Origin of the sequence: Psychrobacillus sp. FSL H8-0510 (genome assembly GCF_038008345.1) — a bacterium.
Taxonomy (GTDB): domain Bacteria; phylum Bacillota; class Bacilli; order Bacillales_A; family Planococcaceae; genus Psychrobacillus; species Psychrobacillus psychrotolerans.
Map to the genome: position 1 here is coordinate 1494432 of NZ_JBBOYZ010000001.1, position 15976 is coordinate 1510407.

Annotated in this window: 18 protein-coding genes; all 18 read left to right on the forward strand. The window is 36.3% G+C overall.

Translation table 11 applies throughout. From position 1 onward, the window contains the following. Positions 1 to 6 precede the first annotated feature (6 nt). The 18 genes from sleB (at position 7) to ndk (ending at position 15608) form a co-directional block, all read left to right on the forward strand. Complete coding sequence (gene sleB, locus MHI40_RS07260) at positions 7 to 822, forward strand: spore cortex-lytic enzyme (protein WP_419958320.1); 816 nt, start codon at positions 7 to 9, stop codon at positions 820 to 822. A 9-nt stretch (positions 823 to 831) separates the two neighbouring features. Then, entirely contained in the window at positions 832 to 2115 is a 1284-nt protein-coding gene (locus tag MHI40_RS07265; protein ID WP_340762078.1) for a PepSY1/2 domain-containing protein, read from the forward strand. Between the two features lie 76 nt (positions 2116 to 2191). Next, on the forward strand, positions 2192 to 2839 hold the full coding sequence (locus tag MHI40_RS07270; RefSeq protein WP_340762079.1) for a flagellar brake protein: 648 nt from the start codon (positions 2192 to 2194) through the stop codon (positions 2837 to 2839). Between the two features lie 148 nt (positions 2840 to 2987). Continuing rightward, on the forward strand, positions 2988 to 3662 hold the full coding sequence (gene cmk, locus MHI40_RS07275; RefSeq protein ID WP_175496167.1) for a (d)CMP kinase: 675 nt from the start codon (positions 2988 to 2990) through the stop codon (positions 3660 to 3662). Position 3663: 1 nt separating this feature from the next. Next, positions 3664 to 4251: a lysophospholipid acyltransferase family protein gene (locus tag MHI40_RS07280; RefSeq protein WP_093534775.1), complete on the forward strand. Its 588-nt coding sequence runs from the start codon at positions 3664 to 3666 to the stop codon at positions 4249 to 4251. Positions 4252 to 4344: 93 nt separating this feature from the next. Next, entirely contained in the window at positions 4345 to 5493 is a 1149-nt protein-coding gene (gene rpsA, locus MHI40_RS07285) for a 30S ribosomal protein S1 (RefSeq protein ID WP_093534773.1), read from the forward strand. 101 nt (positions 5494 to 5594) lie between these two features. Further along, the gene (gene der, locus MHI40_RS07290) at positions 5595 to 6905 is read left to right on the forward strand and encodes a ribosome biogenesis GTPase Der (RefSeq protein WP_340762080.1); all 1311 of its coding nucleotides are present in this window, start codon (positions 5595 to 5597) and stop codon (positions 6903 to 6905) included. Between the two features lie 30 nt (positions 6906 to 6935). Beyond that, complete coding sequence (locus MHI40_RS07295; protein ID WP_340762081.1) at positions 6936 to 7955, forward strand: NAD(P)H-dependent glycerol-3-phosphate dehydrogenase; 1020 nt, start codon at positions 6936 to 6938, stop codon at positions 7953 to 7955. A 261-nt stretch (positions 7956 to 8216) separates the two neighbouring features. Next, positions 8217 to 8396, forward strand: coding sequence for a DUF2768 family protein (locus MHI40_RS07300; RefSeq protein ID WP_340764432.1), 180 nt, complete (start codon positions 8217 to 8219; stop codon positions 8394 to 8396). A 13-nt stretch (positions 8397 to 8409) separates the two neighbouring features. Next, the gene (locus MHI40_RS07305) at positions 8410 to 9120 is read left to right on the forward strand and encodes an LptM family lipoprotein (RefSeq protein WP_340762082.1); all 711 of its coding nucleotides are present in this window, start codon (positions 8410 to 8412) and stop codon (positions 9118 to 9120) included. 360 nt (positions 9121 to 9480) lie between these two features. Next, the gene (gene spoIVA, locus MHI40_RS07310; RefSeq protein WP_093534765.1) at positions 9481 to 10959 is read left to right on the forward strand and encodes a stage IV sporulation protein A; all 1479 of its coding nucleotides are present in this window, start codon (positions 9481 to 9483) and stop codon (positions 10957 to 10959) included. Between the two features lie 172 nt (positions 10960 to 11131). Continuing rightward, positions 11132 to 11404: an HU family DNA-binding protein gene (locus MHI40_RS07315; RefSeq protein ID WP_093534763.1), complete on the forward strand. Its 273-nt coding sequence runs from the start codon at positions 11132 to 11134 to the stop codon at positions 11402 to 11404. A gap of 236 nt (positions 11405 to 11640) precedes the next feature. After that, a complete protein-coding gene (folE, locus tag MHI40_RS07320; protein ID WP_093534761.1) occupies positions 11641 to 12210 on the forward strand; it encodes a GTP cyclohydrolase I FolE in 570 nt (189 codons plus the stop codon). 67 nt (positions 12211 to 12277) lie between these two features. Next, a complete protein-coding gene (gene mtrB, locus MHI40_RS07325) occupies positions 12278 to 12499 on the forward strand; it encodes a trp RNA-binding attenuation protein MtrB (protein ID WP_093534759.1) in 222 nt (73 codons plus the stop codon). 56 nt (positions 12500 to 12555) lie between these two features. Beyond that, complete coding sequence (locus tag MHI40_RS07330; RefSeq protein ID WP_340762083.1) at positions 12556 to 13317, forward strand: heptaprenyl diphosphate synthase component 1; 762 nt, start codon at positions 12556 to 12558, stop codon at positions 13315 to 13317. A 3-nt stretch (positions 13318 to 13320) separates the two neighbouring features. Next, positions 13321 to 14025 carry a demethylmenaquinone methyltransferase gene (locus tag MHI40_RS07335; protein WP_093534755.1) on the forward strand — a complete coding sequence of 235 codons (705 nt, stop codon included), beginning with the start codon at positions 13321 to 13323 and terminating at the stop codon, positions 14023 to 14025. A 27-nt stretch (positions 14026 to 14052) separates the two neighbouring features. Next, entirely contained in the window at positions 14053 to 15018 is a 966-nt protein-coding gene (hepT, locus tag MHI40_RS07340) for a heptaprenyl diphosphate synthase component II (protein ID WP_340764434.1), read from the forward strand. A gap of 143 nt (positions 15019 to 15161) precedes the next feature. Further along, the gene (ndk, locus tag MHI40_RS07345; protein ID WP_093534753.1) at positions 15162 to 15608 is read left to right on the forward strand and encodes a nucleoside-diphosphate kinase; all 447 of its coding nucleotides are present in this window, start codon (positions 15162 to 15164) and stop codon (positions 15606 to 15608) included. Positions 15609 to 15976: the final 368 nt, after the last annotated feature.

Consider the following 15976-nt stretch of genomic DNA (forward strand, 5'->3'; position numbering starts at 1 on the left):
TACTCCATGCTAAGAAAAAAGGAGAGATGTCGTTTGAAACAACTAAAGTACATCCTGATTAGTTTACTATTTTGTACATTCAGTTATTCGTTTATCAGTGAGCAACCAACTACCCAGGCTTTTTCTGCTCAGACATTAGAACGAGGTGCCTATGGAGACGACGTTATTGAACTCCAGGCAAGATTACAGTATATCGGATTTTATAAGAGTGAGATAGATGGCAAGTTTGGTTATAGTACCTACTGGGCATTAAGGAATTTCCAGGAAAAATACGGTCTGCCGATAGATGGACTATTAGGACAAGACACTAAGAAAAAACTAGTAGGTGTTTCGGATTACGATAAAGAATTTGTACACGAACAAATAAATAAAGGAAATAGTTTTACGTATTACGGTGGGATTGATCTAGATAAACAAGTAAAAAACAAAAAAGAAGAAAGCACAAATATGCAATTGCCACCACAATATTCGGAAAAAGATTTGAAATTGATTGCAAATGCTGTATATGGAGAGGCGCGTGGAGAGCCTTATGAAGGGCAAGTGGCAGTTGCTGCGGTAATTCTAAATCGTGTTGAACATCCTGAATTTCCAAATACAGTTTCGGAAGTAATCTTTCAACCTTTAGCCTTCACTGCAGTAGCGGATGGACAAATTTGGCTTGAGCCAAATGAACGGGCTAAGGAAGCAGTATTAGATGCACTCAACGGTTGGGATCCTACTGAAAATGCTATTTATTACTTTAATCCGGAAACAGCAACTAGTAAGTGGATTTGGAGCCGACCACAAATTAAAACAATTGGACAGCATATATTCTGTTCATAAGGAGATAAAATGAAAAAAATTATATGGGTTATCGTGTCTACTGTTGCTGTAGTCTTCCTTGTGTATCATTTCTCTGTTCAGTCTCAAAATAATAGGCTTGAGAATGCATTAGCAGTACAATATTCAAATCAATTGACCTCAGCTTCAGAGAAATTGACGAAGCTAACAGAATCTGTAGATCAGACTATGCTGTTTACCGATAAGGAAGCATTAGAGCAGCCTTTAGATGATGTGTGGAGGATTTCCTCGGATATAAGAACTTCGATAAGTGCATTGCCGATAAATAACGAAACATCTGCTATATGGATGAATTATCTAAACAGATTAGGAAATGGTGCTGCACAAGTCAAAGACGGAAAGGTTCCTATTGAAGAATGGCAAAAAAATATGGCTGGTGCTAGAGAAAACTTGCAGGAACTTTCAAATCAGTGGGCATTTACAAACAAAGACGGTGGGAGTAAGGATTATATCGTCAAAGCATTTGTTCAGAACAAATTAGATCAAAATGGCGAAAAGAGTTGGAAGTCGCTAGGTAACTCTGTAAAAGCTTATACAGAAAGCGATTTCCCAATGACTGCAAGTGAGGCAGATCAACAAAAGAAAAAAGATTTACAGCATATTAAAGACGCCGATATTACATCAGCGGAAGCAAAAGAAAAGTTCTTTAAATTGTTTCCAGAATTTAAGGACGCAAAGATTCACATAACGGAAAGCTCACAGGATGCACCTTATCCTTTTTATCATATCCAATTTCATGAAGGTATTCGTATAGGATACGCAGATTTGACTAAAAAAGGCGGACATTTACTATCCTATTTATTGGAAAGACCTTTTGAAAAGACGACTATAACGGTGCAGCAGATGAAAGATAAGTCCGCTGAGTATATTAAAACTTTAGGATTTACTGACACGGAGATGGTTGAATATCGTGAAAATTCGATTGCTTGGCATTTATCATTTGCAAGAAAAGCGGAGGATAACGATGCTTTAATTTATGCAGATGGAATCCAATTAAAGATTGCGAAGGATAATGGAGAATTGCTTGGCTTAAATGCGATGGAATACATTCAAAAAGAAAAAATTGATAAACAAAAAATAGTACCAATCGATAAAGCGGAGCTTTTTTCAAGTAACTTTTCGGTAGAAGAAGAGCGATTAGCATATGTGGAAAATAAACAGCTACAACAACGTTTGGCCTATCAATTGATAGCTGTAAACGAGTCTATTGGCACATATAAAATTTATATTGATACTGAAAACCACGAAATTTTACATGCAGAAAAACTTCCGTAGAGCTTTTTTCTGTAGAATTATATCCATTTCAGTGTCATAATAGAAAATATATTATGACACTAAAAGAGGATTGCCTATGAAAATCAAACTTGGTACACAATTAATATTAGAGCCAACCTTTACGGATAAAACGGAAAAATATCAATGTAAAGTTGTGGATTTAGATGATCAATTTATATATATCGACTATCCCATGGATACACTTTCCAATAGAACAGTTTTCCTAATGGATGGTATGCAGCTTAGAGCGAGCTTTGTAGAAGAATCTAAAGCCGTTTATGCATTTCAAACAGAGGTCCTAGGTAAAAAGGCTAAACAAATACCGATGATTAAGCTTGCATTACCGCCGGATTCGGAATTTTTGCGAATTCAGCGAAGAGATTTCGTCCGTGTTAATACTTCTATTGATATATCCGTTCAATTCGAAGAGGAAAGATACCAATTTGTCACAGATGATATAAGCGCTGGAGGAACAGCAATTATTTTAAACACGCCAGTAAATTTTAAAGCAGGTGATGAAGTCTCCTTGCTAATTCCATTGTTGTTTAATAATGGAGATATTAAATACGTCTCCACACTAGCACAAGTGATTAGAATATGGGATAAAGGTTCTTTAACCATCGCTTCTTTACATTTTACGGATACAGATGACTTAGACAAACAACAAATTGTAAGATTCTGTTTTGAACGTCAACTATTGATCCGAAAGAAAACAATGAGTTAAATCAAAATAGAGGTTACCCAGAAGTTAAACTTTTGGGTAACCTCTTCAAATTTGAAGGAAAAAACAAGTTATATTTTAGAAGCTTGCTTTTTCCTCATTAATGCTGTTCTATGATAAAATGTATAGGAATAGAGTGGAGGCAAATAAAGTGAAAAAACAAATACAAATAGCCATAGATGGCCCAGCAGCAGCAGGTAAGAGCACGATAGCAAAAAAAACCGCAGAGTTATTAGGTTATACATATGTAGACACAGGTGCAATGTACAGGGCAATCACGTATAAAGCATTACAACAAAACATAGATTTGCTAGATGAAGATAAATTAACTGCTTTATTAAAAGAAACTATAATTGAGTTAAAGCCTTCTCCAGAGGGTCAATTAGTATTTCTTGACCAAGTGGCTGTTACGGACGAAATTCGTTCTAAAGAAGTAACATCTTCTGTATCGGCTGTTGCTGCACATGCAACGTTACGGGAAGAAATGGTTAAGAGACAAATGCAAATGGGTAAAAACGGTAGCATCGTGATGGATGGTAGAGATATAGGTACCCATGTATTAAAAGATGCTGAGCTGAAGATATTTATGAGCGCCAGTGTAGAAGAAAGAGCGAATAGAAGATATTTAGAAAACCAAAATAGAGGAATTGAAACAAACTTAGAAGAACTTAAACAAGAGATTGCTTTACGAGACAAGCTAGATAGTGAAAGACAAGCATCGCCATTGATCCAGGCAGAAGATGCTATATATATAGATACAACATTATTAACAGTTGATGAAGTATCAAATAAAATTATGCAACTAGCAAAAGAAAGGATGTCTTAATTTGAATCTATATTCGTTTGCAAAGACGGTTGTTTTCTCAGCATTAAAACCACTTTATAGATTTGAAGTTATTGGAACAGAACATTTCCCAAAAGATGGAGGGATTTTGTTATGTTCTAATCACATTAATGCTTTGGATCCACCGGTGGTAGGCATACTAGCACCACGACCTGTGCACTTTATGGCAAAAGCAGAATTATTTAATGTACCCCTTTTAAAAGGTATATTACCTGGCGTTAACGCCTTCCCGGTGAAAAGAGGACTAAGTGACCGAGACGCACTTCGAACAGCTATTAAACTCTTAAAAAGTGGGGAAGTTGTAGGTTTATTTCCGGAAGGAACTAGAAGTAAAGATGGCAAGCTAGGAAAAGGATTTAGTGGAGCAGGGTTCTTTGCTTTACGCGGGGAAGCTAATGTTGTTCCTTGCGCAATAATTGGCCCCTATAAACCTTTTAAAAAGTTAAAGGTAGTCTATGGTGAACCAATTGATATTGCGCCGTATCGTGAAAGAAAAGCTTCTGCTGATGAAGTTACTGAAAAAATAATGGAAAAAATAGCTGAGTTATTAGAAGCACATCAGTCTAAATAGTTAGAATCTTTTCGTTTTTAAAGTGCTTCCTTTTGTAATTCTGTATCAGTTCGCATAAAATAGAATAGAAACGCTGTGAAGGAGGAATATCATATGTCTGAAGAAATGAACTTAAACGACACGAATGAGTTTAAAGAGGGTGAACTAGTAAAAGCAACGGTTGCACAAGTAGATGAAAAGTCTATCATTGTAACAATTGAAGGAGCACCTTTTGACGGGATAGTACCTATAAGCGAACTATCTAGCTTGCATATTGAAAAAGCATCCGACTCCGTTTCCATAGGTGACGAATTAGAGCTAATGATTACCAAAGTGGAAGAAGCTAACTTTGTCCTTTCTAAAAGAAGAGTAGATGCAGAAAAAGCTTGGGATAGATTAGAAAAACAATTCCAATCTGGAGAAATAATTGAAACAGAAGTAAAAGAAGTTGTAAAAGGCGGATTAGTAGTAGATTTAGGTGTCCGTGGATTTATACCTGCTTCCCTAATAGAGGATCATTTTGTAGAATCCTTTGAAGATTATAAAGGGAAGGTAATGACCTTTAAAATTGTAGAACTTGAAAAAGAGAAAAATAGACTTATCCTGTCCCATAAAGCAGTTGTTGAAGCTGAAAAATCTGTTAGCAAACAACAAACATTTGAGTCCATTAAAAGTGGGGATATTTTGACGGGTACAGTACAACGTTTAGCTTCGTTTGGCGCATTTGTCGATATAGGTGGAGTAGATGGACTTGTTCATATTTCACAAATTTCGTACGAGCACTTAGACAATGTTACGGACGTTTTAACCGAAGGGCAAGAAGTTAAAGTAAAAGTATTATCGATCGATCGCGATGCCGAAAGAATTTCTTTATCCATCAAAGATACACTGCCTGGTCCTTGGTCTGTGGTAGAAGAAAAAGTTGCAAAAGGAGCAACACTTACTGGGAAAGTGAAGCGTCTAGTTTCATACGGTGCATTCGTAGAAGTATTCCCAGGAGTTGAAGGTTTAGTGCACATTTCGCAAATTGCACATAAGCATATTAGCAATCCACAAGAAGTTTTAAAAGAGGGCGAAGAAGTACAAGTTAAAGTACTAGATGTTAATAGTGCTGAAAAACGTCTCTCCTTAAGTATTAAAGAATTACTTGAAAATGAAGATAAATACAACATAGAAGATTATCAAATGCCAGAAGAATCACGTGGATTTTCTATAAGTGATGTATTAGGAGACAAGCTGAAAGGCTTCACTAATAATAACTAACATAATATACGATCTTAAACAGGTGACTTCAATAAAGTCGCCTGTTTTTGTCTTTTTGTTGTATAATACAACATAGACGAAGTTGGAAGGATGAAAAAGTAATGACAAAACCAGTAGTAGCAATCGTTGGTAGGCCTAATGTCGGCAAATCGACTATATTTAATCGAATCGTAGGAGAGCGTGTATCTATCGTGGAAGATATTCCAGGTATTACACGTGATCGTATATATAGTTCTGCCGATTGGTTAACAAATGAATTTAATATCATTGATACAGGTGGTATAGAACTTAGCGACGAACCGTTTTTAGAACAAATTAAGCAACAAGCAGAAATAGCGATGGACGAAGCAGATGTAATCATCTTCTTAACTAACGGTCGCGAAGGAATTACAGCAGCAGATGAATATGTTGCAAAAATTTTATATAAAACGAAAAAACCAATCGTTTTAGCTGTTAACAAAATAGACAATCCGGATATGCGTGAAATGCTTTATGACTTTTACGCTTTAGGACTGGGAGAACCTTTCCCAATCTCAGGTTCTCATGGACTTGGTCTAGGAGATTTACTAGATGAAGTAGCGAAAAACTTCCCAGATGTAGAAGATGTAGACTACGGGGAAGAAGTTATTAAGTTTTCTCTAATTGGGCGTCCTAATGTAGGGAAATCTTCTTTAGTCAACGCATTTTTGGGACATGATCGTGTAATCGTAAGTGAAATCGCTGGGACAACAAGAGATGCGATTGATACGGAATACTCTTTTGATGGTCAAGAATACGTAATGATTGATACAGCAGGTATGCGTAAAAAAGGGAAAGTATATGAAACAACTGAGAAATACAGTGTTTTACGTGCATTAAAGGCGATTGAACGATCTGACGTTGTTTTAGTTGTTCTGAATGCTGAAGAAGGTATTCAAGAACAAGATAAAAAAATTGCTGGTTACGCTCATGAAGCTGGTAAGGCAGTTATTATCGTAATGAACAAATGGGATGCTATTGAAAAAGACGATAAAACGATGAATGTAATGACAAAGAAAATTAGAGATCATTTCCTATTCTTGGATTATGCTCCGATTGTTTTCGTTTCAGCTAAAACAAAGCAACGTGTTCATGCACTTCTACCAGTTATCAATCAAGTAAGTGAAAATCATGCAATGCGTGTTCAGTCATCTGTTCTGAATGAAGTTATAGAAGATTCTGTTGCAAGAAATCCGGCTCCAACTGATAAAGGGAAACGTCTGCGTATTTACTATGCAACTCAAGTGGCTATCAAACCACCAACTTTCGTGGTATTTGTTAATGAACCTGAGATGATGCATTTTTCTTATGAAAGATTTTTAGAAAATCGTATTAGAGAATCCTTTGACTTTGAAGGAACTCCAATTCGTATAATTACGCGCGCAAGAACTTAATCCTATTAGTTTTAAAGGAGCGAAATAGCGATGGAAAAAGTAACTGTATTGGGTGCAGGAAGCTGGGGAACAGCCCTAGCTATGGTTCTTGCAAACAATGAACATGACTGTTTACTGTGGTCCCATAGAGAGGATCAGGCAACAGAAATAACTACAAATCATACCAATAAAAAATATTTACCTGAGACTATTTTACCGACTAATTTAAAGGCTACTAGTGACTTTCAGCAAGCGATTCAACATGCAACTGTTATTGTCATTGCTGTTCCCACTAAAGCTATTAGAGAAGTTTGCCAAAATATGCTACCTTTCTTAGCTGAAAAGAAGCTATTTGTACATGTTTCGAAAGGTATTGAACCTGATTCCCTAAAAAGAATATCAGAAATGATTGCGGAAGAACTGTCAGAGGATGTTACAGAAGCAATCGTTGTATTGTCTGGGCCTAGTCATGCAGAAGAGGTAGTCTTAAAGCATCCAACAACGATAACAGTTGCAAGTGAAAATATGGTTGCTGCCGAAAAGGTTCAAGATTTGTTTATGAACAAATCTTTCCGTGTCTATACTAACGACGATGTTATTGGCGTAGAAATTGGAGCAGCACTCAAAAATGTAATTGCTTTAGCCGCTGGGATAGTAGATGGATTAGGTTACGGTGACAATGCAAAAGCTGCACTCATTACGAGAGGTCTAGCTGAAATCTCCCGTTTAGGTATTAGTCTAGGTGCTCAACCTTACACGTTCTCTGGATTAACAGGTATGGGAGACTTAATCGTAACCTGCACTAGTGTGCATTCTAGGAATTGGCGTGCTGGTAATATGTTAGGTAAGGGAGCTACACTTAATACAGTGTTAGAAGAGATGGGTATGGTTGTAGAAGGTGTGCGTACTACAAAAGCAGCATATCAACTAGCTACAAAGCAACAAGTGGACATGCCTATTACTAAAGCTCTGTATTCTGTCTTATTTGAACAGGTCAATCCTAAAGAGGCTGTAGACATCCTTATGCATCGTACAAAGAAGCATGAGTTAGAAGATTATAAAACGTTCTAAAATTGTCACAAATGGAAAGAGTTGTTGTTAAAAACAACTCTTTTTTGACTGTATACTAGAAATATTATTTTTATTAAAGCTTCTTTTCCATGTTCCTTCTGAACTTTTTGTTATACTCTGTCTAGCTCCTGTACAATGTATGTTACAGAAGCCCTTTGTCAGAATTACATAGGCGCTTGCTCAATTCTAGTATGTTATACTTTTTTATTGTAGAAAGGTGTGGAAGTTGTTGTGGTGTTATTAGTTTCATCAATGGATAAAATGTGGATATCGTTTGGATCTATGGGTTGTATGTTTTTAGCTATGGCTTTTATGTTTTTTGTAAAGACAAAACTAAAGAATAAATTATTGAAATTTATATTAGGTTTGATCGCTTACATATTATTGTTTATAGGTTTCATTACGATGATCTATATTATATCTAACCCAACTAAGGCTTAGTAAGGAGATTCCTATGAAAAACTTTAAACTTATTGCTGTATTCATTATGATAACGGTTTTCTTAGCAGGATGCGGTTATAAAAGTGGTTATGAGCCTGAAAATTTATTGCCATATGAGGACCAACTAACTGCAGTTCAAACTGCTGTTGACAGTTTTCAAAAAGATTCCGGTGGACTTTTACCGATAAAAACGCGTGATATGGAAACAGATCAATATATTAAATATCCAATCGATTTTAGCAAAATTATTCCATCAAAGCTTGGAAAAGCTCCTGCCAATTCTTATGAGGCTGGGGGGATCTATCAATATGTACTCATGGATGTAGAAGAGAATCCTACGGTTAAGTTAGTAGACCTACGTATTGCAGATACGTTGCGTGATATTAACCATAGAAAGAGTATAAATGGATTTGGTCCTATAGCTGAAACGATTGTAGATGGCGTATATAAGCTAGATTTCAAAAAAATGGGTTATGACAGCGAGTTAACTGTTCAAAGCCCTTATTCTGATACTCAGTTGCCTATAGTGGCTACTGGTGATGGGGAAGTCTATGTAGATTACTCCATCGAATTGAATAGACTACTTCAGGAATCTGATAAGAAAATAGAGCCTGGAGATGATATTCGGTTTTTGTTAACGGACAAATTTGCGATTGTGCCAGCATACTCTCTGCCTTATACGGTAAATGAAAAGAATGAACCTGTTTTTATGATGAATAAATAATAAAAATAGGGCTAAAAGATATTGTTTCTTTTAAGATAATTCCTTTTTCTATCGTGTTCAAAGATCTTTGAATAGAGTAGTTTGACAGAGGTTGGTTGTGACGGACGTCATGACCGGCCTCTGTTTTATGCATTTGTTTATCCGTTGCTCTCCTAGAAACAGATTTCTACGTTTCGTGATTTAACAAGGAGACCTCTGCCTAAAAGAAAAAAACAAAGCGCTCTAATTTGTTGAATTATTATGTTTCCTAATGCTTGTTACATATTTACTTTCTTAATCTTTGTAAAAAGACGTTTCGTGCAATATGCATGAAACGTTTTTTTTGTGCATATATTAAATTGCTAAGAAAGGAGAGTATCCATGTCGAGTAAACTGTATGAACAGATAGCAGAAAGAACGAATGGTGATGTGTATATTGGTGTAGTCGGCCCTGTCCGAGTAGGTAAATCGACTTTTGTAAAACGAGTAATGGAGCTAGTAGTAATTCCTAATATTCAAGAAGAGGCCGAGCGTCTACGTGCACAAGATGAATTGCCGCAAAGTTCACCAGGTAATGTGATTATGACAGCTGAGCCTAAATTTGTGCCAGCACACGGGACAAATATACATCTAGGAGAAGACCAGCTACGCTTACAAATCAGACTGGTAGATTGCGTCGGTTACATGATTGACGGCATTAAAACACATTCTGGTGAAGAAGGTCAAAAGTTGGTGCACACCCCATGGCATAGCGAAGCAATACCTTTTGAGGAAGCTGCTAGGATTGGGACAGACAAAGTAATTAGAGATCACTCTACAATTGGAATTGTTGTTACGACAGATGGATCTGTTAATAATATTCCTCGAATGGCCGTTGAAAGTGCTGAACAACAAATAATTACCCAATTGAAGGAAATTGGTAAACCATTTGTTATCGTTCTAAACAGCAAAAATCCAGGTCATTTAGAAACAATTCAACTAAGTGAAGAATTACAAAGACAACATGAGGTTCCAGTAATTGCAACTGCCGTTGATCGCATGACTGCTGAGGAAATTCAATACATACTCCAACAAGCACTCTATGAATTTCCGATCACGGATATTGAATTAGTTAAGCCTGATTGGACGGATGTATTAGAACCAGATCATTTTGTCAATAATGCAATCACTTCCTCGTTACAGGAGTGGCTACAATTAGTATCCAAAATGAAAGATGTAAAGGAATTAGCTTCTAGATTTAAGCAAGTTCCTTTTATACAATCTGCAGAAGTGGTTGAGGCTAACCCCGGCAGAGGATCGGCATGTATACAAATTGGCTTAAAACCTGAAGTATTTCAAGAGGTTTGTGATGAGTGGCTAGATGAGCCTATTGAATCGAAAAAAGACTGGCTGTTATTCGTAAAAGAGGCTTCTACTGCTAAAAAGGCTTACAATAAATTCTCAGAAGCTCTAGAAGCTGCAAAGAAACATGGCTACGGCGTATCATTACCAACTATACAAGATTTTCAGCCGACTGCACCAGAAATTATTAAACAGAATAATTTCTATGGTGTCAGTTTAAAAGCAAAAGCCGCATCTCTCCATATTATTCGAGTGGATATGGAAGCAGAATTTGCTCCATTAATAGGGTCAGAGTTTCATAGTCAGCAATTATTAAAAGATTTAAAACATGGTTTTTTACATGACAGAGATGCTTTATGGCAAACGCAGGTTTTTGGTACTTCCCTAGTCGAAGTTTTAAAAGAAAGTTTGCGATACAAAACAGAGAGTGTTTCTGATGTTGCGAAGAAAAGAATGCGAGAAACGATTGAAAGAATGGTTAATGAAGGTGATCGAGGGATGGTCACATTTATATTGTAAATCCAACACAGGGCTTTTTGCGACTATGCAAAAAGTCCTGTTATTGCGTTAAATTGCCCTTTTTTTGAGGAAACTTAGCGAAACTCGTGCAAATAGTGTTGCGTAGGTTTTTCTGTTGTGATACTCTTTTTACAGGATTGAAGCTATCTTCCTTTGAGAGGAGGTGAATGGTATGAATAAAACAGAACTAGTTAACTCTGTTGCAGAAGCTACAGAACTTTCTAAAAAAGACGCTTCTAAAGCTGTTGAAGCTGTATTTGAATCAATTCAAACTGCTCTTGCAGATGGCGAAAAAGTTCAATTGATTGGTTTCGGAAACTTTGAAGTTCGTGAACGTGCTGCACGTAAAGGACGTAACCCACAAACAGGTGAAGAAATCGACATCGCTGCAAGCAAAGTACCTGCGTTTAAACCAGGTAAAGCACTTAAAGACGCAGTTAAATAACTGATGTTGTAGTACATAGAACGGTTATTGTGGAGCTTGCTTCACGGTAACCGTTCTTTTCAATTAAATGCTAATCTCAGATTGTTCGATAACTTATAAAAAAAATCAATAATTTAAAGAAATCTAATATACAAATATTTGCAAATGATAGAGCGACCGGGATAAATTTATTTATTATAAGCATTTCATATGCTAAGATGCAATTGGTATAATACATAGTTTTAGGGGGTCTACAGATGACAAATGTCGATCTGAACAAAATAGAAGAAGCGGTCAAAATGATTTTAGAAGCAGTTGGTGAGGATCCTAACAGAGAAGGATTATTGGATACACCTAAAAGAGTTTCTAAAATGTACGCAGAAATGTTCGAAGGCTTACATCAAGATCCAAAAGAATATTTTAAAACCGTATTTAACGAAGATCATGAAGAGTTAGTTTTAGTGAAGGACATACCATTTTACTCCATGTGTGAACATCATTTAGTTCCTTTCTATGGAAAAGCACATGTAGCATATATTCCTCGAAATGGTGTAGTTACTGGTTTGAGTAAACTTGCCAGAGCTGTTGAAACTACCGCGAGACGTCCTCAACTACAGGAAAGAATCACTTCAAGCGTTGCAGATGATATAATGCAAATGTTAAATCCGCATGGAGTTTATGTAGTAGTGGAAGCAGAGCATATGTGTATGACGATGCGAGGTATTAAAAAACCTGGTGCCAAAACAATTACTGCGGTAGCGCGTGGAATTTTAGAAACAGATGATGTTAAACGCTCAGAAATACTTTCATTCATAAAGATGAAGTAACACCTTTGGATGTCGGCTTTAGAATATGGTATGATGGAAAAAGACTGTGAACAAAGGAGACTATAAAATGTCTAGTTCAGATTATATTGTGATAAAAGCTGAAGAAGATGGAGTTCATGTAATTGGTCTTACAAGAGGAACGGATACTAAATTTCATCATTCTGAAAAACTGGATAGTGGCGAAGTAATGATTGCTCAGTTTACAGAACATACATCAGCTATAAAAATTAGAGGAAAAGCATCCATTCATTCATCGAATGGAATTATACAATCCGATTCTAAAAAGTAGTTATTAATATAACCATATAGACAGATTAAGCGCGGTTGGGAAATGGAGTAAGGTGTATGAACGAAGCATTGATCAAACAACATATAAAGCAATATAAAGAAGCTGTTCTCCATCAAGTTCAACAAAGCACATTGTTGAAATATACTGGGGCTCCTGTCATTGATGAAGAGCGTTTGTTTTTTACACTTTTACCACTTTTTAATGGAGAAGAATGGGAAGAATCCCAAAGAAAGTCTGCTATTGCAGTAACTCTTATCTTTTCTGCCTTAGCTGCTCATGATTTAGTAAAAGAGTTGAATGCAACTAGCAAAGATCAACAGTTACAAGTATTAGCTGGAGATTATTACAGCGGGAAGTATTATCACCTATTAGCGAGCGATGGACAACTAGACTTAATCCAGATTTTGTCGGAAGGTGTCGCGACTATTTCAGAACATAAAACAAGATTTTATGACCGACAAATTTATGGGTTCGATCAGCTCATTCAATCCATTCAACTCATTGAATCTCAATCCATTGAACAATTACTTGAGTATTATTCTTTTCATGAGTATGTATTCGTAATGAAAGAGTCTCTCCTCCTCATTGCTTTAAAAAAGGAACTTGCAGCATATGAGCAAGGTGAACAACCATTTTATATTAGTAAGTCAAGTCAGTTACAGGCTAATATTAATATTCTCCAGTTGGAGATAGAAAAGATTGAATCCATACTTATGGATGAGATTAAAAACTCTGAGCTATTAGAAGAACAACTAAAAAGTATAATTCTAGAAAAGTTAATGAAATGCACCTTAGAAAAGCAGTTGAGAGAAGGTTAAGTCGTGGAAAAATCAAAAGAACAGCATGTACATGAAGTGTTTGAAAAGATATCTGATAACTATGATTCGATGAATTCGGTTATTAGCTTTCAACAACATAAAGCATGGCGTAAAGATACGATGAAGGCTATGCAAGTAAAACCTGGAAGCAAAGCATTGGACGTATGTTGCGGGACAGCAGACTGGACAATTGCATTGGCGGAGGCAACTGGGCCAACTGGTGAGGTAAGGGGATTAGATTTTAGTCAAAACATGTTAAATGTGGGATTAGAAAAAGTGAAGCATATCTCACAAATTGAGTTAATCCAAGGAAATGCTATGGAGCTGCCATTTGAAGATAATTCCTTTGATTTTGTAACGATTGGTTTTGGATTACGCAATGTTCCAGATTATACACAAGTGTTAAGTGAAATGAATCGTGTTGTAAAACCAGGTGGGATGGTCGTTTGCTTAGAAACGTCTACACCAGATTCGAAATTATTTAATGGTTTATTCCGATTCTATTTCCGTTATATCATGCCATTATTCGGAAAACTTTTTGCAAAAAGTTATAAAGAATATTCATGGTTACAGGAGTCTGCTAAAGAGTTTCCAAATCGAGCTGAGTTAACTAAGCTATTCGAAAAAGTGGGCTTGGTCAATGTAACGAGCAAACCATATAGCGGTGGGGCGGCAGCTAGACATATTGGCTTTAAAAAAGATATTTAAGTGAGTGAGGTTGTAACCGTGGACAAGATGAAATTAAAGTTACTCTATTCCGATTTGAAATCGGATCTTGATATCATCGAAAAAGAATTAGCTGTAGCGGTAAATTCTTCTTCTCACTTATTGAATGAGGCGTCTCTTCATCTGCTATTAGCCGGAGGAAAGCGGATTAGACCAGTTTTTGTGTTGCTTGCAGCAAAATTTGGAAACTATTCGATAGATTCTATAAAAAGCGTAGCTGTTTCAGTTGAACTCATTCATATGGCTTCCCTCGTCCATGATGATGTAATAGACGATGCAGAAACTAGACGAGGCAGAGAAACGGTGAAGGCACAATGGAATAATCGGGTCGCAATGTATACAGGAGACTTTCTTTTTGCCAATGCAATTGAATACATAACAGATTTACAAAATACATATGCACATGAAGTGTTATCTCATACGATGGTTGAACTTTGTATTGGGGAAATTATTCAAATTGAGGATAAGCACTATTTAGAACAAACAGTTCGTGACTACTTACGCCGGATTAAAAGGAAAACGGCTATATTAATTTCAGCTAGCTGTGAATTAGGAGCAATTGCTTCCCAAGCAGATGAGGAAACGGTCAAGCATTTGAAATGGTTTGGCTATTACGTCGGTATGTCATTCCAAATCATAGATGACATTTTGGATCTTACATCTACAGATGAGGAGTTAGGTAAACCTGCTGGATCTGATCTTGCACAGGGGAATATTACATTGCCTGTTTTATACGTTAAAAACGATCCAGATATTGAACCATTATTAAAAGAAATTTTAGCAGGGACAATAAGTGACGAGAATCGACAAATTCTGTTAACTAAAATTCGGGACTCAGATGGCATCAATCGAGCTAAACAAATTAGTAATCTTTACTTGCAAAAAGCGCTAAATGAAGTAAAGCAATTGCCGGCAAATTCCGCTAAAAAATCATTACAAAACATTGCATTGTTTATGAGTAAAAGGAAATTTTAAATGGTATTTTGTTCAGTTACCTGCCTTTAAAACCTAAACTTTAGCTACCGTCTATTAATTTAATTTGAAAATAATGAATTATAATGATAATATTTGTAACGGTGGAGAATAAGTCCATTATATATATTCGAGGAGTGTTAACTATGGAAAAAACATTTTTAATGGTAAAACCTGATGGCGTACAACGTAACTTAATCGGTGAAATCGTAGGTCGTTTTGAAGCAAAAGGATTCCAATTAGTTGGAGCAAAATTAATGCAAATTCCTACTGAACTTGCTGAAGAGCATTACGGCGAGCATAAAGAACGCCCATTCTTCGGGGAATTAGTAGAATTCATCACTTCTGGACCAGTTTTTGCAATGGTTTGGGAAGGGGAAAATGTTATTTCAACTGCACGTTTATTAGTTGGAGCAACAAACCCTAAAGAATCAGCTCCAGGAACTATCCGTGGAGATTTCGCATTAACTGTAGGGAAAAACATTATTCATGGTTCTGATGCTCCTGAAAGCGCTGAACGTGAAATTGGATTATTCTTCAAGCAAGAAGAGCTAGTATCATATAAAAAAGATGCTAACAACTGGATTAACTAATCCAGAAAATGGTTGTTTATGACTTCGGTCATAAACAACCATTTTTTTATTTAGGATTAAGAAATTATTGAAAATTGTCTGGTGAACAAGCTTCATTCTTCTCTTCGTTGAACTCAAGTCATTACAATCAGTAGTACTAGCTCAACCATAAGATTAAGCATAGCTTTTCGCTTAGATGATAAGAGTAGTCAAAGTAAGTGGCTGAAGGCGTGCCCACGAAAAGCGTCTGCTGGGAGCGGAAATTCAATGGCAAGGACTGGTGTCTTTTTTGTCCGGTTCTTCTTATTTTATAAAAGTAAGATATAACAGATGAAAAGAGCTATATCAGAGCCACTCGGTTTCAATTTATAAAAAAATAGGCAAATGCT

What these genes read in the sequence shown, in the direction of transcription:
- sleB (WP_419958320.1), top strand. Translation starts at nt 7, where the DNA reads ATGCTAAGAAAAAAGGAGAGATGTCGTTTGAAACAACTAAAGTACATC.
- MHI40_RS07265 (WP_340762078.1), top strand. Translation starts at nt 832, where the DNA reads ATGAAAAAAATTATATGGGTTATCGTGTCTACTGTTGCTGTAGTCTTC.
- MHI40_RS07270 (WP_340762079.1), top strand. Translation starts at nt 2,192, where the DNA reads ATGAAAATCAAACTTGGTACACAATTAATATTAGAGCCAACCTTTACG.
- rpsA (WP_093534773.1), top strand. Translation starts at nt 4,345, where the DNA reads ATGTCTGAAGAAATGAACTTAAACGACACGAATGAGTTTAAAGAGGGT.
- der (WP_340762080.1), top strand. Translation starts at nt 5,595, where the DNA reads ATGACAAAACCAGTAGTAGCAATCGTTGGTAGGCCTAATGTCGGCAAA.
- MHI40_RS07295 (WP_340762081.1), top strand. Translation starts at nt 6,936, where the DNA reads ATGGAAAAAGTAACTGTATTGGGTGCAGGAAGCTGGGGAACAGCCCTA.
- MHI40_RS07300 (WP_340764432.1), top strand. Translation starts at nt 8,217, where the DNA reads ATGTGGATATCGTTTGGATCTATGGGTTGTATGTTTTTAGCTATGGCT.
- MHI40_RS07305 (WP_340762082.1), top strand. Translation starts at nt 8,410, where the DNA reads ATGAAAAACTTTAAACTTATTGCTGTATTCATTATGATAACGGTTTTC.
- spoIVA (WP_093534765.1), top strand. Translation starts at nt 9,481, where the DNA reads ATGTCGAGTAAACTGTATGAACAGATAGCAGAAAGAACGAATGGTGAT.
- MHI40_RS07315 (WP_093534763.1), top strand. Translation starts at nt 11,132, where the DNA reads ATGAATAAAACAGAACTAGTTAACTCTGTTGCAGAAGCTACAGAACTT.
- folE (WP_093534761.1), top strand. Translation starts at nt 11,641, where the DNA reads ATGACAAATGTCGATCTGAACAAAATAGAAGAAGCGGTCAAAATGATT.
- mtrB (WP_093534759.1), top strand. Translation starts at nt 12,278, where the DNA reads ATGTCTAGTTCAGATTATATTGTGATAAAAGCTGAAGAAGATGGAGTT.
- MHI40_RS07330 (WP_340762083.1), top strand. Translation starts at nt 12,556, where the DNA reads ATGAACGAAGCATTGATCAAACAACATATAAAGCAATATAAAGAAGCT.
- hepT (WP_340764434.1), top strand. Translation starts at nt 14,053, where the DNA reads ATGAAATTAAAGTTACTCTATTCCGATTTGAAATCGGATCTTGATATC.
- ndk (WP_093534753.1), top strand. Translation starts at nt 15,162, where the DNA reads ATGGAAAAAACATTTTTAATGGTAAAACCTGATGGCGTACAACGTAAC.